Origin of the sequence: Escherichia sp. R1 (assembly GCF_003000935.1) — a bacterium.
GTDB classification, from domain to species: domain Bacteria; phylum Pseudomonadota; class Gammaproteobacteria; order Enterobacterales; family Enterobacteriaceae; genus Escherichia; species Escherichia coli.
Genome location: NZ_PSRU01000014.1, coordinates 47,658 through 67,677, shown reverse-complemented (window position 1 = coordinate 67,677; position 20,020 = coordinate 47,658). Strand labels below are relative to the sequence as shown.

The window sequence follows — 20,020 nt, the reverse complement described above, 5'->3', positions numbered from 1 at the left end:
TAGCCCGATACGCTTGCGCATCGGGCGCTATCCTGGTTATTTCACTTCAACCACATTCAGCCGTAACTCATCCAACTGATTTTCATCTTCTTCAGGCTGCCAGCCCGCTGGTTGTAGTGGGATCTCTTCGCGATCAAACGCCAGATCACCCCCGTTAACCACTTCAGAACCGTGGGTAATGCCTTTGAAATCGAACAGGTTGGTATCGCACAGATGCGACGGCACCACATTCTGCATCGCGCTGAACATCGTCTCGATACGCCCCGGATAACGTTTATCCCAGTCACGCAACATGTCAGCAATCACCTGACGTTGCAGGTTAGGCTGTGAACCGCACAGGTTGCACGGAATAATCGGGAACGCTTTTGCATCGGCAAAGCGCTGAATATCTTTCTCGCGGCAGTAGGCCAGCGGACGAATCACGATATGTTTGCCATCATCGCTCATCAGTTTCGGAGGCATACCTTTCATCTTGCCACCGTAGAACATATTTAAGAACAGCGTTTGCAGGATATCGTCACGATGGTGACCCAGCGCGATCTTCGTCGCCCCCAGTTCCGTTGCGGTGCGATAAAGGATACCGCGACGAAGACGAGAACACAGTGAGCAAGTGGTTTTGCCCTCCGGAATCTTCTCTTTCACGATACCGTAAGTGTTCTCTTCAACAATCTTGTACTCAACGCCCAGCGTTTCAAGATACTCGGGCAGAACGTGTTCCGGGAAGCCCGGTTGCTTTTGATCGAGGTTAACAGCCACCAGCGAAAAATTGATTGGCGCGCTTTGCTGCAAATTGCGCAGAATCTCCAGCATGGTATAGCTGTCTTTACCCCCGGAGAGGCAAACCATGATGCGATCGCCTTCTTCAATCATATTGAAGTCAGCAATGGCTTCGCCCACGTTACGACGCAGACGTTTTTGTAATTTGTTCAGGTTGTATTGTTCTTTCTTTGTAATTTGTTGATTTTCTTGCATTATTTCAGTTCTCTGGTACTAAATGTGGCATATTGAGGGCAAACTTTGCAACTACGATAACCGCGCATTCAACATGGCTACCTGTTCGTCGTTCATGTCATCAATCCACATACCGTAAATTTCATACACCATCTGCGCAGTTTCATGCCCCATCTGGCTGGCTATAAATGCCGGGTTCGCTCCTGCCGTCAACAGCCAGCAGGCAAAAGTATGTCGCGTATGGTACGGATTACGGCGGCGAATACCAGCACGTTTTACTGCTGCATTCCATCTCGCTCCCAAATAGTCGTAGTGAAATCTGATGGGAAAGCCTTGCTTAGCATGCTGGTGTTGCGCTACCCGTACAGGATGCGGTAACACAGGAAGAAATTAGAACAGAAACTGTGGCGGACATTGTGCATTCGTTGCCAGGCGGAGAAATAGAACGCTACAACAAGTGCAGAATATAATTTTTCGCAAGTGCCAGAATAGCGATATTATGCAGTGTTTTTTAGTTTTCTATCAGGGGATATTTTGTGAAACTTTTCGGTGAATAAAATAATTCTCTGTAATAAATGATGGGTATGGTTGGTGGTTATATTTGCGCATGGAAATATTACATTGGATATGAATGTATTTCAAATGAAAGAACCATGACACCCGAATGGAGTTAGGGATTCATTACGTATCTAATCTAAAGAATAAGAAAAATACTTAATTCATTGTGGGTGGTGATGATATCTTGATATGTAAAAATGGTTCTCTTAATAAGATGTAACTAGCTTATTACTTATCCATAGCACAAGAAATGGTCCTGTATCTGCGTTGCCATGAAATAAGATAGGCCTAAATGTAATAAAGAGTTGCATGACAAAATTACTAAAGTTCACAATAAAAAAGAATTAAGTTTTTTGTTCAAGTATTTTTTTAGTGTATTGTTTTGAAATGTTCTACGCTGCTCTAACCTTCAGTCTGAAGAGGGCTTGAATCGTGATGTCAGTTCGATTGACATAATGTTATTAATAATGTTTACGTTTGAATGTGAAATATGCTTAACTATGCCTTGATTGTTAATCACAGGGACTGACTATGAGAAAAATACTGATGTATTTATGTATTAGCATATGGATTGTTATATCATGCGTGCCTATCATATTAACTAGCGAGTATTTAACAGAGGCGAGTATAATGGCATTGATGTTTGGTCATGCCAATGCACTATGTATTGGGGTTTTTATTTCTATTATTTATATAGAATGCTGGAGGTAAATAGTGTGAACAGCATTAGTTTGATGATTTTATACTGAACTAAAGGGGGAAAGAGGTAACGAAAAAAGACCTCCACCAGGTACGAATCTGAGGCGGGCAGATGGAGGTCGATATCTACACGATTAAATTGATAAGTAAAAGTCCCATCAGGGATTGATTTGTTCGAGTCTAATTTAAAGTAATTTCAACGATTTGGCAGAATTTCTTAGAGTTAATGATTTTCAAGTTTTCGATTACCAGGAAAAAGGCTGGGTGCTGATAAAATAGTCATCTGCATTCCTTAAATTGTGTAAGGGTGAAAGGATAAAGTTCAATTTAAAGGCGGTGCAATATTAGCACCATCTTATATATGTAATGATTGATTTGCCTCTTTATTCTACTGTTGAGATTATTGTTTCCGAAAATTGATTATTATAAGCGCGAAAAGAAATGCTACAGCAAATAAGAGGACGATTGTCGGCGCTGGGGCTCTGTCGAGAAAATATAATAACCATACGCCTGATATTGTTATTGATATCGTTACGGCGATAAGTAATGTCTTATGAAAGCGATGCGTGATGAGGACAGCAATAGACCCTGGAGCTATTAATAGTATATAGACAGAATAATTCCGACTGCTTTTAATGTGGCAAAAATGGTAGGCGATACCATGCAGAGTAAACCGTAATGTAATAATGATATCTGTAATCCGCTGAATTGTGCCTGTTGATAGTCAAGACAAAAATTCCTGAAAAAACGATACCTATAATGGTATCTTTCTTTATGATGCTATTATCTTTCAGATAGCCAGTTGCAATTGCACAAGACAGTCCTACAATAAATGCACCAATTCCCAGCGGCATACCTATAATCCAGGCATAGAACTATGCCAGGAAACATTGCGTGGTTCATTGCATCTCCTATTAGCGCCCAGTCTTTTAATACCAGAAAAACTGATAATAATGCACAGGGGAACGATATTATAATAGCGATTATCAATGCATAATTCATAAATTTAAATTGTAATGATTAGAGGGGAAAATGTCAGCACATTTGCGAAATGAATCAAAAAGCCCGCAGCAATGTGCGGGCGTTAGTGTCAGCGCACAACCAGCACGGAGCACTCTGCGTGACGCACTACAGCTGCGGCGTTAGAACCGAGCAGATAAGTGGTGATATCCGGTCGATGGGAAGCAATGATGATCATATGAGCGGGGATCTTCTTCGCCAATTCCAGAATGCGGTCTTTGGGCGAGCCTTCTTCAACATGGACATGCACTCTGTCGGTTGGCAGTTTAAATTTTTTAATGATCTCTTCCAGTTGCGATTTGGCTTCCGCTTTCAGATCATCCATTGCCGGTAATTCTGCGGAATAGGCTAAACCCAGAGAGGCATAGTAGGGCAGCGAAGGTATTACCGTCAGGAAATGAACCTCTGCATCATCAATCTTTGCCTCTGCCTCAACGTGGCTAATCACGCGTTGAGTTAATTCTGAATCGGAAATATCGATAGGGACAAGAATCGTTCTGTTCATAAAACCTCCTGTTTTAGTATCCGCATAAAGTGTAACGCCAGATGACACTTTTTGTGTAATGACGGAGTTCACATTTTTAATTTAGATCAAAGGAGGAAGAATAAGCAGAAAAAGCCCGCCAAAACAGCGGGCAGGGGGATTTAGAACTGATAAACCAGACCTAAAGCGACAATATCATCGGTAGAGATGCCGTTGGCAGCGTAGAAACTGTCATCTTCATCCAACAGGTTGATTTTATAGTCAACATAGGTGGACATGTTTTTATTGAAATAGTAAGTCGCGCCAACATCGGCGTATTTAACCAGATCTTTATCATCAACACCTGCTGGGGTGTCTGCACCACCGGCAGCGTGCAGGTCACGGCCTTTAGACATCAGGAAAGAGACTGCCGGACGCAGACCAAAATCAAACTGGTACTGTGCAGTGACTTCAAAGTTCTGGGTTTTGTTTGCAACAGCATAATCGCTGTCGCCAAACGGGGTCATATTACGCGTTTCTGAATACATGGTTGCCAGGTAAATATTGTTAGCATCGTATTTTAGCCCAGCAGTCCACGCGTCTGCTTTATCACCACCTGCCGCAGTATGGTTAACCTGGTCATTGGTGCGGTCAGAAGAGGTGTATGCCGCACCAGCGCTAAAGCCCATGCCTAAATCATATGTTGTGGAAAGACCCCAGCCGTCACCGTTTTCATGGCGAACATCACGTCCGTTGTTGGTGCCTTCCTGACCATTACTGGCACCTTCGTTGTTACCTTGATACTGCACCGCGAAGTTCAGACCATTTACCAGACCGAAGAAATCAGCATTACGATAAGTCGCGACGCCATTGGCACGACCAGTCATAAAGTTGTCTGCATTGGTATAAGAGTCACCGCCAAATTCAGGTAGCATATCAGTCCAGCCTTCGATGTCGTACATTACGCCATAATTACGTCCGTAATCGAAAGAACCGTAATCTGCAAATTTCAGTCCGGCAAATGCCAGACGGGTCCATGACTGGTTTGTTGAAGATTCGGTGTTGTTTGCCTGAATATTGTATTCCCATTGACCGTAGCCAGTGAGTTGATCGTTAATTTGGGTTTCGCCTTTAAAACCCAGACGAGCATAGCTCTGGTCGCCATCTTTCGCTGAATTATCAGAAAAATAATGCAGGCCATCAACTTTGCCATACAGATCTAATTTGTTGCCGTCTTTATTATAAACTTCGGCTGCATGTGCAGCACCTGTAGCGAGCAGGGCAGGAATTAAGAGTGCCAGTACTTTGCTTTTCATTGAATAAATCCTTTAGTTATTTTATTTGCCTTTCATCCCCATTTTGGGGAGTGAAAACATCCTAAAGGAGAAGTTCAGTTAGCCGATAAATATCATTTGTTACGCCTTAAGTAAAACCTTAATTAAATAATTCTTCTGAAATGATAATAAGTCTGGTGAATGTATTGGAGATAACACATACAAAATAAAAATTATACTTTTAATTTTCTATACGTTATTCTGCGCGGGTTATATGCCTTTATTGTCACAGATTTTATTTTCTGTTGGGCCATTGCATTGCTACTGATTTTCCAACACAAAAGAAGACAAGCCCGAACAGTCGTCCGGGCTTTTTTTTAGAATTGGATGATCCTTATCCAGAGCATTTAATCGGTGTTGCTTTTTTCCGCTTTTCCGGCCATTTGTGCCAGGAAGTCATAGTGCTTTTGCAAATCAGCTGCAGCATCTTTCCATAACTGTTCTGCCACTTCTGGCTGCTGCGAATTCAGACGACGGAAACGCTGCTCGTGAAGTAACGTTTCTTCCAGTGCTTCTGACGGCGGGCGTGAATCCAGCGCCAGCGGCAGTTTGCCTTCATCGGCACGACGAGGATCGAAGCGATATAACGGCCAGAAGCCGGTAGCAGTGAGTTGGCGCATCTGATCGTGGCTGAGTGCCAGATCGTAACCATGCTCTTCACATGGGCTATAAGCGATGATCAGCGATGGCCCCGGATACGCTTCCGCTTCCTGAATCGCTTTCACCGTCTGGTTCAGCTGCGCGCCGAGAGAAATCTGCGCCACATAAACATGACCGTACATCATCATACTGACGCCAAGATCTTTACGCGCTTTACGTTTACCATGCTCGCCAAACTTAGTTACTGCACCCAGCGGTGTCGCTTTCGATGCCTGACCACCGGTGTTGGAATAGCATTGCGTATCCAGCACCAGAATGTTGACGTTTTCCGTCAAACTCAATACATGATCCAGACCGCCAAAGCCGATATCGTAAGCCCAGCCATCGCCACCAATCAGCCAGATTGATTTTTCCACCAGTGCATCTGCGTCACGCAGCAGTTCATGTGCTTCGGCAACATCGTTGAGTTGCTGGCGTAAAGCTGCAACCTGTTCACGACGAACCTCTGGCGTGGCGTCTGATTTCAACGCAGTCAGTAATTCTGCCGGGATTTTATCGGCAAATTGATCGAGCAGACGCAGCACGCGGACACGGTGTTGATCGACCGTCAGGCGGAAACCAAGGCCAAATTCGGCGTTATCTTCAAACAGCGAGTTCGCCCATGCCGGTCCACGACCATTGGCATCGGTGGTATATGGTGTTGAAGGCAGGTTACCGCCGTATATTGAAGAACAGCCAGTGGCATTAGCGATCAACATCCGGTCGCCATAGAGCTGAGTCAGCAATTTAATATACGGCGTCTCGCCACAACCGGAGCAAGCACCGGAATATTCAAACAGCGGTGTAATCAGCTGCGATGTACGAATATCAATACGTTCCAGTTTGCTACGGTCGATTTCTGGCAGGTTGAGGAAGAAATCGTAATTGATTTTCTCTTCTTCGACATGTTCCAAGCGCGACATCATATTGATGGCTTTAATCTCTGGATTCTGACGGTCTTTCGCCGGGCAAACTTCGACGCACAGGTTACAACCGGTGCAATCTTCCGGAGCCACCTGCAAGACATATTTCTGCCCGCGCATATCACGCGATTTCACATCCAGCGAATGCAGGCTGGCAGGGGCGTTTTCCATCGCTTCAGGCGGTACCACTTTTGCGCGAATAGCTGAGTGTGGGCAAGCGGCGACACAGTGGTTACATTGGGTACAGAGTTCCTCTTTCCAGATGGGGATCTCTTCGGCGATATTGCGTTTTTCCCAGCGCGTGGTGCCCATCGGCCAGGTGCCGTCTGGCGGCAGCGCCGAAACGGGGAGGGCGTCGCCAAGCCCGGCGAGCATCGCAGCGGTTACGGTTTTCACGAAATCAGGAGCGGCATCGGAAACCACTGGCGGTCGATTGGCGCTATGCGGATTAACTGGCTGCAGTGGAACTTCTTCTACGGATTCACGCGCCAGCGCCAGAGCCTGCCAGTTGCGTTCCACCAGATCCTGGCCTTTGCTACTGTAACTTTTGGCAATCGCACCCTGCAATTCTGCGAGGGCACTATCGCCAGGCAGAATCTGCGTCAGATGGAAAAAAGCCATCTGCATGACGGTATTAATACGGGCCGCCAGGCCACATTCGCGGGCGATTTTCGCCGCGTTAATCACATAGAAGCGCGCTTTTTTCTGGTTTAGCACGGCCTGAACTTCCTGCGGCAAGCGCGACCACACTTCAGCTGCGCTGTACGGCGTGTTGAGCAGGAAAATGCCGCCAGGTTTTAAACGCTCAGCCATCTGATATTTATCGATAAACTGCAACTGGTGGCAGCCAACAAAATCAGCCTGGGAAATGAGATAAGCGGAACGAATCGGCTGTTCGCTCACGCGAAGGTGAGAAACCGTCAGGCCGCCCGCCTTTTTGGAATCGTAAACAAAATAGCCCTGTGCGTACCACGGCGTGGAATTACCGATAATCTTGATATTGTTTTTGGTCGCGGAAACGCTGCCATCACTACCAAGGCCATAAAACAAGGCTTCCAGTTTCGCCGAGTTTGGTAGGGTGTTTTCCGGCAACGGCAGTGACAGATTGGTTACATCATCGTAAATACCAACCGTAAAGCGCGCTTTCGGTTTAGCCGCGTTGAGCTCGGCAAATACCGCCAGTACACAGTCCGGGCCAAATTCTTTGGATGAAAGACCATAGCGCCCACCAATGACACGGGGCAGGGTTTCGCGCTCGCCATTATTAAAGGCTTCTGCCAGTGCGGTCATCACATCCAGGTACAGGGGTTCCGCTTGCGCACCTGGCTCTTTGGTTCTGTCCAGTACCGCCACGTTGCGCACGGATCCCGGCAGAGCTTGCAGCAAGTGTTTGGCGGAGAAGGGGCGGTACAGGCGAACTTTCAGCACGCCGACTTTTTCGCCACGGGTCAGCAATTCATCAACCACTTCTTCACTGGTGCCAATGGCAGAGCCCATCAGGATAATCACCCGTTCCGCTTGCGGATGCCCGTAATACTCAAACGGCTGATACTGACGACCTGTCGCGGCAGCGAAATCATTCATCGCCTGTTCAACATGGTCATAGACCGCGTTGTACCATGGGTTGGTGGCTTCGCGAGACTGGAAATAAGTGTCAGGATTGGCGGACGTACCGCGGATCACCGGATGTTCCGGGTTGAGTGCCCGGGCGCGATGAGCATCAATTTCTGCCTGCGGCATCAGTTCAAGAATCGTGTCATCGGCCAGCGGGACAATTTTATTGATTTCGTGGGATGTGCGGAAACCATCAAAGAAATGAATAAATGGCACGCGGCTTTTCAGCGTCGCGATGTGCGAAATGAGTGCAAAGTCTTGCGCCTCCTGGACGTTTGCTGCACACAACATCGCGCAACCCGTCTGGCGCACCGCCATAACGTCGGAATGATCGCCAAAAATAGAGAGTGCATGTGTGGCAACGGTACGTGCCGCAACATGCAGGACAAACGGTGTGAGTTCGCCTGCCAGTTTGTACAGCGTTGGGATCATCAGCAGCAAACCCTGCGATGACGTAAACGATGTTGAGAGGGCACCAGTTTGCAAAGCACCATGCACGGTAGCGATAGCACCCGCTTCCGACTGCATTTCAACCACGCGTGGTGTGTCTCCCCAAACGTTTTTCAAGCCGTTTCCGGCCCATGCATCAGCCTGTTCTGCCATCGTGGAACTGGGGGTAATAGGGTAGATGGCGATAACTTCACTGGTGCGAAACGCCACCGAAGCAACCGCGCCATTACCGTCAATAGTAATCATATGACACCCTTACATTGCGCAAATGAGGGGCGCACGAAATTGCTGCGCGCCCAGTAGTAATCGTTCAATTTTAGCAAATGGCTTTCTTCTGCATTTTCGCTTTTGTGTCCCCCACATCAGCGTAATGAATGTTTTGATCAAACAGAGGGCAAAAAAATAGCCATAAAAAAGTAAAAATGCGGGGCAACGCGCAGGACAGCTCTCGACGCCGCCCTCTGTGCTGCCTATTATTTATGGCGGTGTTGTTTGGCTTGAAGATCAGAGGAAGAAAAGATGCGAGCAGCGTTTTGGGTAGGGTGTGCCGCTTTATTGTTGTCGGCGTGTAGTAGTGAACCTGTTCAGCAGGCGACTGCGGCGCACGTAGCGCCAGGTTTAAAAGCGTCGATGTCCAGTAGTGGAGAAGCAAATTGTGCAATGATCGGCGGTTCGCTTTCTGTTGCCCGCCAACTGGATGGTACGGCGATTGGGATGTGTGCATTACCCAACGGCAAACGCTGTAGCGAACAGTCACTTGCCGCCGGGAGCTGTGGCAGCTATTAATTCATTAAATCCGCCAGCTTATAAGTTAATGTCTGTTTCGCGGTCGCCAGCGTTAACTGGTTCGCGGTCAGATCCACTTGTGCACCTTCTTTCAGCATTTCGCTAATGGTGTTATCGAGTTCATTAAGCTGCGGGTTAGCGCACATCATACGGGTCATTGCCAGCCCTTTGGCGGTCAGTTCACCATTAGACAGTTTGCCTTCACCGTTAAAGCGGTTACACATGCTGCCGGAAATCATCATCTTTTCACCAAAGCTGATTTCTGGCGGATTTTTATCGCTGGTCACGGGCTTACCGTTTACGCTTTCCAGCACAAAGCGATGATGCTGTAGCTGTTCTGGCGTTACAGCAATTTTGTCACTACTTACACATCCCGCCATCAGCAGGCTTAGCGCAACAAGCGCGGCTACTTTCTTCATTGTGGTTCTCAATTACTGTTTCTGATTCAGGACTATTTTAAGAATAGAGGATGAAAGGTCTTTGGGGATTATCTGAATAAGCTCCCCAGGAATGCAGGGGAGCGGGAAGATTAAACCAGTTCGTTCGGGCAGGTTTCGCCTTTTTCCAGATTGCTTAAGTTTTGCAGCGTAGTCTGAGAAATACTGGTCAGAGCTTCTGCTGTCAGGAATGCCTGGTGCCCGGTAAACAGCACGTTGTGGCAGGCAGACAAGCGACGGAATACGTCATCCTGGATCACGTCGTTGGATTTATCTTCAAAGAACAGATCGCGTTCGTTCTCATACACGTCCATACCCAACGAACCAATTTTCTGATTTTTCAGCGCTTCAATTGCCGCCTGAGAATCAATCAATGCACCGCGACTGGTATTGACGATCATCACGCCATTTTTCATCTGATCGAAGGCGGCTTCGTTCAACAGATGGTAGTTTTCCGGTGTCAGCGGGCAGTGCAGAGAGATAACGTCTGATTCAGAGAACAGGGTTGGCAGATCGACATACTCCACACCGAGTTCCAGCGCCGCCGCACTTGGATACGGATCGAACGCCAGCAGACGCATACCAAAACCTTTCAGAATGCGCAGCATCGCCACACCGATTTTACCGGTACCGATAACGCCTGCCGTTTTGCCATACATAGTAAAGCCGGTCAGACCTTCCAGAGAGAAGTTAGCGTCACGGGTACGCTGATATGCGCGGTGAATACGGCGGTTCAGCGTCATCATCATACCGATGGCGTGTTCAGCAACGGCCTCTGGATCATAGGCTGGAACACGGACTACTTTGAGCCCCAGTTCTTTTGCCGCGTCAAGGTCGACGTTATTGAAACCAGCACAGCGCAAGGCGATATATTTAACGCCGTGCTTTTTCAGCTCTTCCAGCACCGGGCGGCTGCCGTCATCGTTTACGAAAATACATACCGCTTCGCAGCCATTGGCAGTTTTAGCGGTTTTTTCCGTCAGCAGAAAGTCAAAAAATTCCAGCTCAAAGCCAAAGGACTCGTTCACCTGTTGCAGGTACTTCTTGTCGTACTGTTTTGTGCTATAAACGGCGAGTTTCATAAGACTTTCTCCAGTGATGTTGAATCACATTTAAGCTACTAAAAATATTTTACAAAATTTCAAATATAATTGAAAGATATGGCGATATTGAAAAATTCATCAACAACTATGCTTAGTGTAGGCGCAACCTTCAACTGAACGGTTAAACATGCCACAATACCCGTATTGAATGCTTAATTTTTCGCTAAATCAGGATATTAACTACCCATGCTGGGTAAATATAAAGCCGTTCTCGCGCTGTTATTACTGATTATTCTTGTGCCGTTGACGCTGCTGATGACGCTCGGGCTGTGGGTTCCCACGCTGGCGGGCATCTGGCTACCGCTCGGGACACGTATTGCATTAGATGAAAGCCCACGCATTACGCGTAAAGGTTTAATCATCCCCGATCTCCGTTATCTGGTGGGAGATTGTCAGCTTGCGCATATCACCAACGCCAGCCTTTCACATCCCAGCCGCTGGTTATTGAGCGTCGGCACGGTAGAACTTGATTCTGCTTGTCTGGCGAAATTGCCGCAGACGGAGCAATCGCCAGCCGCTCCAAAAACCCTCGCGCAGTGGCAGTCCATGCTGCCTAACACCTGGATCAATATCGATAAACTGATTTTTTCTCCCTGGCAGGAATGGCAGGGAAAACTCTCTCTCGCATTAACCTCCGATATCCAGCAACTGCGTTATCAGGGCGAAAAAGTTAAATTTCAAGGCCAGCTGAAAGGGCAACAACTTACAGTCAGCGAACTGGATGTCGCCGCGTTTGAAAATCAGCCGCCGGTAAAACTGGTGGGGGAATTTACTATGCCGCTCGTGCCGGATGGACTTCCGGTAAGTGGTCATGCTACTGCGACGTTAAACTTACCGCAGGAGCCTTCACTGGTGGATGCCGAGCTGGACTGGCAGGAAAATAGCGGGCAATTGATTGTGCTGGCACGGGATAACGGCGATCCGTTGCTCGATTTGCCGTGGCAAATTACTCGTCAACAATTGACCGTAAGCGATGGTCGCTGGAGCTGGCCGTATGCAGGTTTTCCTTTAAGTGGCCGACTGGGTGTCAAAGTCGACAACTGGCAGGCAGGGCTCGAGAACGCTCTGGTCAGCGGGCGACTGAGTGTGCTGACCCAGGGGCAAGCGGGTAAAGGCAACGCGGTGTTAAATTTTGGCCCAGGAAAATTAAGCATGGATAACAGCCAGCTGCCTCTGCAGCTGACCGGTGAAGCGAAACAGGCGGACCTCATTTTATATGCCCGTTTACCTGCGCAGCTAAGTGGAAGTCTGTCTGACCCAACGCTGACCTTTGAGCCAGGCGCGTTACTTCGTTCAAAGGGAAGAGTCATTGATTCGCTGGACATCGATGAAATCCGCTGGCCTTTAGCGGGTGTAAAAGTCACCCAACGTGGTGTTGACGGACGTTTGCAGGCCATTTTGCAGGCGCATGAAAATGAACTGGGCGATTTCGTGCTGCATATGGATGGGCTGGCGAATGATTTTCTCCCTGACGCTGGCCGCTGGCAGTGGCGCTACTGGGGAAAAGGGAGTTTTACACCGATGAATGCCACCTGGGATGTCGCAGGAAAAGGTGAGTGGCATGACAGCACGATTACGCTGACCGATCTCTCCACCGGTTTCGACCAGTTACAATACGGTACGATGACGGTAGAAAAGCCGAGATTAATTCTCGACAAGCCCGTCGTCTGGGTACGTGACGCACAGCATCCCTCCTTCAGCGGCGCTCTGTCACTGGACGCCGGGCAAACGCTGTTCACTGGCGGCAGTGTGTTACCGCCATCAACCTTAAAATTTAGCGTCGATGGGCGCGATCCGACGTATTTCCTCTTTAAAGGCGATTTACATGCTGGTGAGATTGGCCCGGTTCGGGTAAATGGTCGCTGGGACGGTATTCGTCTGCGCGGTAACGCCTGGTGGCCTAAACAATCACTGACTGTATTCCAGCCGCTGGTGCCACCCGACTGGAAGATGAACTTATGCGATGGTGAACTGTATGCTCAGGTTGCATTTTCAGCTGCGCCTGAACAAGGATTCCGCGCGGGAGGGCACGGCGTGTTGAAAGGCGGTAGTGCCTGGATGCCAGATAATCAGGTTAACGGTGTCGATTTTGTCCTGCCTTTCCGTTTTGCCGATGGAGCCTGGCATCTGGGGACTCGCGGTCCCGTTACGTTGCGAATTGCCGAAGTGATTAATCTGGTGACAGCGAAAAATATTACGGCTGATTTGCAAGGTCGTTATCCGTGGACTGAAGAAGAACCATTGCTGTTGACTGATGTTAGCGTCGATGTGTTAGGCGGTAACGTGCTGATGAAACAATTACGTATGCCGCAACATGATCCGGCACTGTTGCGACTGAATAATCTTTCCTCCAGCGAACTGGTTAGCGCCGTCAATCCGAAACAATTCGCCATGTCCGGGGCATTTAGTGGTGCATTGCCGTTATGGCTAAACAACGAAAAATGGATAGTGAAAGACGGCTGGCTGGCAAATAGCGGGCCGATGACCTTGCGGCTGGATAAAGACACCGCAGATGCGGTGGTGAAAGACAATATGACCGCGGGTTCAGCAATTAACTGGTTGCGCTATATGGAAATTAGCCGTTCATCGACAAAAATTAATTTAGATAATCTCGGTTTATTAACCATGCAGGCCAATATTACAGGTACCAGTCGCGTTGATGGTAAAAGCGGTACGGTAAATCTTAATTACCATCATGAAGAGAATATTTTTACGCTGTGGCGCAGTTTACGCTTTGGCGATAATCTCCAGGCATGGCTGGAGCAGAACGCGCGTCTGCCGGGAAATGACTGTCCGCAAGGAAAAGAGTGTGAGGATAAACAATGAAAATTTTACTGGCTGCGTTGACGTCATCTTTTATGCTGGTTGGCTGTACGCCTCGCATTGAAGTCGCTGCACCTAAGGAACCGATCACTATCAATATGAACGTTAAAATTGAGCATGAGATCATCATCAAGGCAGACAAAGATGTCGAAGAGCTGCTTGAGACCCGTAGCGATCTTTTTTGAGGTGATGATGAAAAGAACATTACTTCTTTGTGCATTTCTTGTTGGCTTGGTAAGCAGCAATGTAATGGCATTGACTCTGGATGAAGCCAGAACTCAGGGGCGGGTAGGGGAAACATTTTATGGTTATCTGGTTGCGCTGAAAACAGATGCTGAAACTGAGAAATTAGTAACCGACATCAATGCCGAACGTAAAGCGAGCTATCAACAACTGGCAAAGCAGAATAATGTGTCGGTGGATGATATCGCGAAACTCGCCGGGCAAAAGCTCGTAGAACGGGCCAAACCCGGGGAATATGTACAAGGGATAAACGGTAAATGGATGCGAAAATTTTAATAGCAAAACCGCAATATCGGGATAACGCTACAGGAGAAGGCGATTAATCTATTTTCCGGAAACATTTTGCTCTTTTAATTATAAGGCTGAGTTATGTTTCGGCTCTGCTTTATTTATTCGAGTATTGGTTTATACCGTTTTTTTATTAAATAAATATCTATGTGACGCATTTGAATTTATAATTTATATAATATAGATAATTTGTATGTTTCGCAGGTTTATTTATTTCTCTGTATTATAAATCCAGATTGTCAGAAAATATGTTTGATTAGGTAACAATCTACTGGCAATATTGGACGTCCTCTATGTTTTAAATAATCAATTGGTCGGGTCAGGGTATCCGACCTTCTTTATATTCGCCAGAAGGATTTATTATGCAAAGGAAAACTCTATTGTCGGCCTGTATTGCATTAGCTCTGAGTGGTCAGGGTTGGGCGGCAGATATTACAGAAATAGAAACCACCACAGGTGAAAAGAAAAATACCAATGTGACTTGTCCAGCAGATCCTGGAAAACTCAGTCCAGAAGAGCTTAAACGCTTACCCTCTGAATGCTCCTCTGTAGTCGAACAGAACCTGATGCCATGGCTTGTCACAGGTGCTGCTACTGCGTTAATCACAACCTTAGCCATAGTGGAACTAAACGACGATGATGATCATCATCGCAATAATTCTCCACTTCCACCAACTCCACCTGATGATGATTCAGACGACACTCCAGTTCCTCCAACTCCTGGCGGAGATGAGATAATACCAGACGATGGTCCGGATGATACCCCGACGCCTCCCAAACCGATTTCGTTTAATAATGACGTTATCCTCGATAAAACAGAAAAAACGTTAACTATTCGCGATTCAGTTTTTACTTATACCGAGAATGCTGACGGGACTATTTCTCTGCAAGATAGCAATGGGCGTAAGGCGACTATTAATCTTTGGCAGATTGATGAAACGAATAACACGGTTGCCCTTGAAGGGATGAGCGCAGATGGTGCAACGAAGTGGCAATATAATCACAACGGTGAGCTCGTTATTACGGGCGACAATACCACAGTAAACAACACTGGAAAAACCATCGTCGACGGCAAAGGCACCACCGGAACTGAAATCGCGGGTAACAACGCGGTGGTGAATCAGGACGGCGAGCTGGATGTGAGCGGCGGCGGTCACGGTATTGATATCACCGGCGACAGCGCAACGGTGGACAACAAAGGCGGCATGACTGTCACCGATCCTGACTCCATCGGTATTCAGATAGACGGCGACAAGGCGGTCGTGAACAACGACGGTGACAATGCCATCAGCAACGGCGGCACCGGCACGCAGGTTAACGGCGACGAAGCCACCGTGAACAATAACGGCAACACCACCGTTGACGGCAAGGATTCCACCGGCACCGAGATCGCAGGTAATAACGCCACCGTTACTCAGGAAGGTGAACTCACGGTTAGCAGCGGCGGCCGCGGTATCGACATTACAGGCAACAATGCCAAGGTCGACACTAAAGGCAAAATGACCATCACAGGTACTGACTCGGTTGGTGTGTCCATCAATGGCGACAGTGCGACGTTGACCAATACGGGCGATATTGACGTCAGCAATTCGGCTACCGGATTCAGCCTCGTTACCAATGAGGGGATTATCTCGCTGGCTGGCAGCATGAAAGTGGGCGATTTTTCAACGGGCATGGCGCTTAGCGGCGACAACAACAGCGTGACGCTGGCGGCGAAAGATATCAATGTCACCGGGCAGAAAGCGACAGGCGTTAACATCTCAGGCGAGAGTAATACCGTTGATATCACCGGTAATATTCTGGTGGATAAAGATCAAACCGCAGATAACGCGGTAGATTATTTCTACGACCCATCCGTTGGTGTGAATATCAGCGGCAACAGTAACACGGTATCACTGGACGGTAAGCTAACCGTTATTGCAGATAGTGAGTTAACCTCACGCAAATACATGGAGTTTGATGGTAGCCAGGAGAATATTTCTGGGCTTACCGTGTCTGGCGATGGTAACACCGTCAATTTGAATGGCGGCATTCAGTTTGTGGGCGAGAAAAACGCGCTGGCAGACGGTTCAACTATTGCCGATAAGCGCAGCTACTTTGGTAAGACACCTCTTGTTAGTGTCGATGGACAATCCAAAGTTTATCTGAACGGTGATTCTACTATCAGCGGCTCTTTGCCGTTAGGCTATGCCAACATTCTTCAGCTAAGCAATAAGGCGGCGCTTGAAATTGGTAGTGACGCTACGTTCAGTATGCAGGACATTAGTGTTTACGAGCACTATTTCGCGCAAACTCCGCAAATTATCAAGGTTGATACGGGTTCACAGGTCGTCAACAATGGTGATGTGGATATCTGGAATATCAGTTTTGCAGGCATTTGGGGCGAAAACTCTACCGGTATTAACAACGGAAATATTACGCTTTCTCAATATGACTATTCTTCTCCGGAGACATCGTTCTCAGAACCTGACCACATGGCCTTTTTAAGCTCCAGTGGCGGTAGTGCTGTGAACAACGGAACGATCACTGCAAAAGTGATGGAACAGCACAGTGTTCTCAATCTGGGCTCTACAGCCGGTGTTGCAGACCCGAGGGTATTCAATAATAGCGTGTCGAGTATGATGGGAATGGAGGCCTACGGTAAAGGCACTGTTCTTAACAGCGAAAGCGGCGTTATTGACATGTACGGGCGCGGCAACATTGGTATGTTGGCAGTTGATGACTCCGCAGCGGATAACGCCGGGAAAATCACGCTGGATACGCTTTGGGTCGATCAAAACGACACCACGACGCTGCGTACTGACCTCCCTTCCAGCACGGCTATAGATTACGGTGTTGGTATGGCCACCGGAACGAATAGTGGTGGTGGCGCAAGAAGCAACGGTGTTGCGACTAACCAACAAGGCGGTGTAATCACTGTTTATAATGCCGGTGCTGCTATGGCTGCTTACGGTGCCAGCAACATGGTTATTAACCAGGGCATTATCAATCTGGAGAAAAACGGAAATTACGATGGCAGCTTGGGCGCGAATATGCTCGTGGGAATGGCGGTCTATAACAGAGGCACCGCTATCAACGATAAAACAGGCGTGATCAATATTAACGTCGATACGGGGCAGGCGTTTTATAACGACGGTACAGGGACAATTCTGAACTATGGTGAGATAAACCTTCTCGGCTCGCCAATGGACAGTGCAGACTCTCACATGGGGGCTATTCCGGAGAATCTGGATCTGCTGACAGCACTGACAGGCAGCGGCGAAACGGATATGCGAACTGCTTCAAGTGGCGGGTTTGTGACGACCAAAGCGCTGGCAAACTACGGCAATGAAACGCTGAATAGCAATGTGGCTGCCAAAGCGTGGCTTTATAACCAGGATAAGGCCAACCTGACAATTAACGGAGAGCTATCCATCGGGCAAGGGCTGGAAAACAGCGGCTTACTCAATTCTGACACCATTAGCGCAGCCGCGAATGTCTATAACCGAGCATCGGGTAGCATTATCACTGATCAGTTATCGCTAACGGGTAGCAACTCGTTTTTCAATGAGGGCAACTTCAGCGGTTCGGTTGCTGGCTCAAGCTATAAGCAAAATGTGGTTAACACGGGAACGATGGCTGTAATGGCTGACGGTAAGTCGCTTATCAGTGGCAGCTTCCTGCTTTATAACGAAGCAGGCGCAACACTCAGCAACAGCAGCAGCGCCGTTTCGGGTGGAGAAAATGCCATTGTTAACGTAACCCGCACCGGCGATTCACTCGCGCAAGTTAACCGTGGCACCATTACTGCGGTCAACGGCTACAGTGCAATTAAAACGGCAAGTACGGGTTCTAACAGCAACGGAAAATGGATCTGGAATACCGACACGGGTGTAATTAGCGGCGTGAATCCAAATGCACCGTTAATTGATCTTGGTCGCGGCTATAACTTTGCCAACGCCGGCACTATTAATGTGCAGGGTGATGGTGCAGTCGCTATCAGCGGGGGAACCACCAGCTATACGGTTCAACTGGTGAATAGTGGGACCATCAATGTCGGTACGGCGCAAGGTCAAGCGGACGGCACTAACGGTACAGGGTTAATTGGTATCAAGGGGAATGGCAGTGATACGACAATTAATAACGCACAAAGCGGTGTAATTAACGTTTACGCAGATAATTCCTGGGCCTTCGGTGGAAAGACCAAAGCGATCATTAACAATGGTGAAATTAACCTGCTGTGTGATACGGGATGTGATATCTATGCACCGGGTACCACCGGTACGCTGAACGATCATAACAGTACTACTGATATTATCGTTCCTGCAGCAACGAGCACACCTACGCAGGGGTCAGTACCCACAGTACCTGCGGACTCCAGTGCACAGCAAAAACTGACTAACTACACTATTGGTACCAATAGCGATGGCACCTCTGGTATGTTGAAAGCCAATAACCTTGTCATCAGCGACAACGTCAAGGTAAATACCGGGTTCAGTGCAGGTACTGCCGATACGACTGTTGTGATTAATGATGTTTTCAAAGGTGAAAATATTTCCGGGGCTGAGAATATTTCTTCTTCCACGGTAATGTGGAATGCTCAGGGCAGCACTGATGCCAGCGGCAACGTAGACGTCACGATGACCAAAAACGCCTATACGGATGTTGTGACGGATTCTTCAGTTAATAATGTCGCTCAGGTACTGGATTCGGGTTACACCAATAACGACCTGTACACTAGTCTGAACGTAGGAACGACTGCTGAACTGAACAGTGCGCTGAAACAAATTAGCGGCAGCCAGGCAACAACGGTATTTAATGAAGCACGAGTGTTAAGTAACCGCTTCAGCATGCTGTCCGATGCAGCACCGGAAGTTGCAAACGGTCTGGCCTTCAACGTGGTAGCGAAAGGCGACCCGCGTGCTGAACTGGGAAATAATACACAGTACGACATGATGGCGCTGCGTAAATCCATGACACTGACTGAATATCAGAATCTGAGTCTGGAATACGGTATTGCGCGTCTGGAGGGTAATGGTTCAGATACCGTAGGCGATAATGGTGTGACTGGCGGTTACAGCCAGTTCTTCGGTCTGAAACACCAGATGGCGTTTGACAACGGTATGAGCTGGAATAACGCCCTGCGTTATGATGTGCATAATCTCGATAGCAGTCGCTCGATAGCTTACGGCGACGTCAACAAAACCGCTGATGCTAATGTGAAACAGCAGTATCTGGAATTCCGTAGTGAAGGGGCAAAAACCTTTGAACTGCGTGAAGGTCTGAATGTGACGCCTTATGCGGGTGTGAAACTGCGTCATACGCTGGAAGGTGGCTATCAGGAACGCAATGCGGGTGACTTTAACCTGAGCATGAACAGCGGCAGCGAAACGGCGGTGGACAGCATCGTTGGGCTGAAACTGGACTATGCAGGGAAAGAAGGCTGGAGTGCGAACGCCACGCTGGAAGGTGGGCCGAATCTGAGCTATGTGAAAAGTCAACGTACTGCGAGTATTTCGGGCGCTGGAAGCCAACGTTTCAACATTGACGATGGTCAGAGTGGCGGTGGTTTCAACAGCCTGGCGACGATGGGTGTGAAATACAGTAGCCAGGAGAGTGCATTGCAGTTAGATGCCTTCCACTGGAAAGAAGACGGCATCAGTGATAAAGGTGTGATGCTAAACTTCAAGAAAACATTCTAATTTTTAGC

Annotated in this window: 11 protein-coding genes and 3 pseudogenes; 6 read left to right on the top strand and 8 right to left on the bottom strand. The window is 47.9% G+C overall.

Features of this window, described 5'->3' with window-relative positions:
- Window positions 1-36 precede the first annotated feature (36 nt).
- Together ttcA and C4F37_RS17215 are read right to left on the bottom strand one after the other, a co-directional pair.
- Window positions 37-972, bottom strand: coding sequence for a tRNA 2-thiocytidine(32) synthetase TtcA (gene ttcA, locus C4F37_RS17220; protein ID WP_001157412.1), 936 nt, complete (start codon window positions 970-972; stop codon window positions 37-39).
- Between the two features lie 51 nt (window positions 973-1,023).
- Window positions 1,024-1,254 (bottom strand): annotated as a pseudogene (locus C4F37_RS17215) (tyrosine-type recombinase/integrase); the annotation flags it as partial.
- A 12-nt stretch (window positions 1,255-1,266) separates the two neighbouring features.
- On the opposite strand from C4F37_RS17215, the pseudogene C4F37_RS17210 reads away from it, so the two are divergent.
- Window positions 1,267-1,382 (top strand): annotated as a pseudogene (locus tag C4F37_RS17210) (DUF1627 domain-containing protein); the annotation flags it as partial.
- 1,226 nt (window positions 1,383-2,608) lie between these two features.
- Here the strand turns inward: C4F37_RS17210 and C4F37_RS27370 are convergent.
- The 4 genes and pseudogenes from C4F37_RS27370 to nifJ form a co-directional block, all read right to left on the bottom strand.
- A pseudogene (locus C4F37_RS27370) lies at window positions 2,609-3,210 on the bottom strand (metal ABC transporter permease).
- Between the two features lie 88 nt (window positions 3,211-3,298).
- Window positions 3,299-3,733 (bottom strand): universal stress protein UspF, encoded by a 435-nt coding sequence (gene uspF / locus C4F37_RS17185; RefSeq protein ID WP_001295593.1) that lies wholly within the window; start codon window positions 3,731-3,733, stop codon window positions 3,299-3,301.
- Between the two features lie 140 nt (window positions 3,734-3,873).
- Window positions 3,874-5,007 (bottom strand): porin OmpN, encoded by a 1,134-nt coding sequence (gene ompN, locus C4F37_RS17180; RefSeq protein ID WP_001773902.1) that lies wholly within the window; start codon window positions 5,005-5,007, stop codon window positions 3,874-3,876.
- Between the two features lie 365 nt (window positions 5,008-5,372).
- Window positions 5,373-8,897 carry a pyruvate:ferredoxin (flavodoxin) oxidoreductase gene (gene nifJ / locus C4F37_RS17175; protein WP_001538722.1) on the bottom strand — a complete coding sequence of 1,175 codons (3,525 nt, stop codon included), beginning with the start codon at window positions 8,895-8,897 and terminating at the stop codon, window positions 5,373-5,375.
- Window positions 8,898-9,170: 273 nt separating this feature from the next.
- Here nifJ and C4F37_RS17170 point away from each other — a divergent pair, with 273 nt between their 5' ends.
- Complete coding sequence (locus C4F37_RS17170) at window positions 9,171-9,437, top strand: putative hemolysin (protein WP_001295715.1); 267 nt, start codon at window positions 9,171-9,173, stop codon at window positions 9,435-9,437.
- Here C4F37_RS17170 and hslJ read toward each other — a convergent pair.
- Together hslJ and ldhA are read right to left on the bottom strand one after the other, a co-directional pair.
- On the bottom strand, window positions 9,434-9,856 hold the full coding sequence (gene hslJ / locus C4F37_RS17165) for a heat shock protein HslJ (RefSeq protein WP_001538723.1): 423 nt from the start codon (window positions 9,854-9,856) through the stop codon (window positions 9,434-9,436). The two genes, C4F37_RS17170 and hslJ, sit on opposite strands and share 4 nt — an antisense overlap.
- A 110-nt stretch (window positions 9,857-9,966) precedes the next feature.
- On the bottom strand, window positions 9,967-10,956 hold the full coding sequence (ldhA, locus tag C4F37_RS17160; protein WP_000762229.1) for a D-lactate dehydrogenase: 990 nt from the start codon (window positions 10,954-10,956) through the stop codon (window positions 9,967-9,969).
- Between the two features lie 207 nt (window positions 10,957-11,163).
- Here ldhA and C4F37_RS17155 point away from each other — a divergent pair, with 207 nt between their 5' ends.
- The 4 genes from C4F37_RS17155 to C4F37_RS17140 all read left to right on the top strand — a co-directional run bounded on the left by C4F37_RS17155 (window position 11,164) and on the right by C4F37_RS17140 (window position 20,012).
- Window positions 11,164-13,803 (top strand): YdbH family protein, encoded by a 2,640-nt coding sequence (locus C4F37_RS17155; protein ID WP_001538724.1) that lies wholly within the window; start codon window positions 11,164-11,166, stop codon window positions 13,801-13,803.
- Entirely contained in the window at window positions 13,800-13,985 is a 186-nt protein-coding gene (locus C4F37_RS17150) for a YnbE family lipoprotein (protein ID WP_000698145.1), read from the top strand. The genes C4F37_RS17155 and C4F37_RS17150 overlap by 4 nt, the downstream gene beginning before the upstream one ends.
- Before the next feature lie 7 nt (window positions 13,986-13,992).
- Window positions 13,993-14,319 carry a YdbL family protein gene (locus C4F37_RS17145; RefSeq protein ID WP_001350251.1) on the top strand — a complete coding sequence of 109 codons (327 nt, stop codon included), beginning with the start codon at window positions 13,993-13,995 and terminating at the stop codon, window positions 14,317-14,319.
- A 374-nt stretch (window positions 14,320-14,693) separates the two neighbouring features.
- Complete coding sequence (locus C4F37_RS17140; RefSeq protein WP_032153976.1) at window positions 14,694-20,012, top strand: BigA/YdbA N-terminal beta-barrel domain-containing protein; 5,319 nt, start codon at window positions 14,694-14,696, stop codon at window positions 20,010-20,012.
- Window positions 20,013-20,020: the final 8 nt, after the last annotated feature.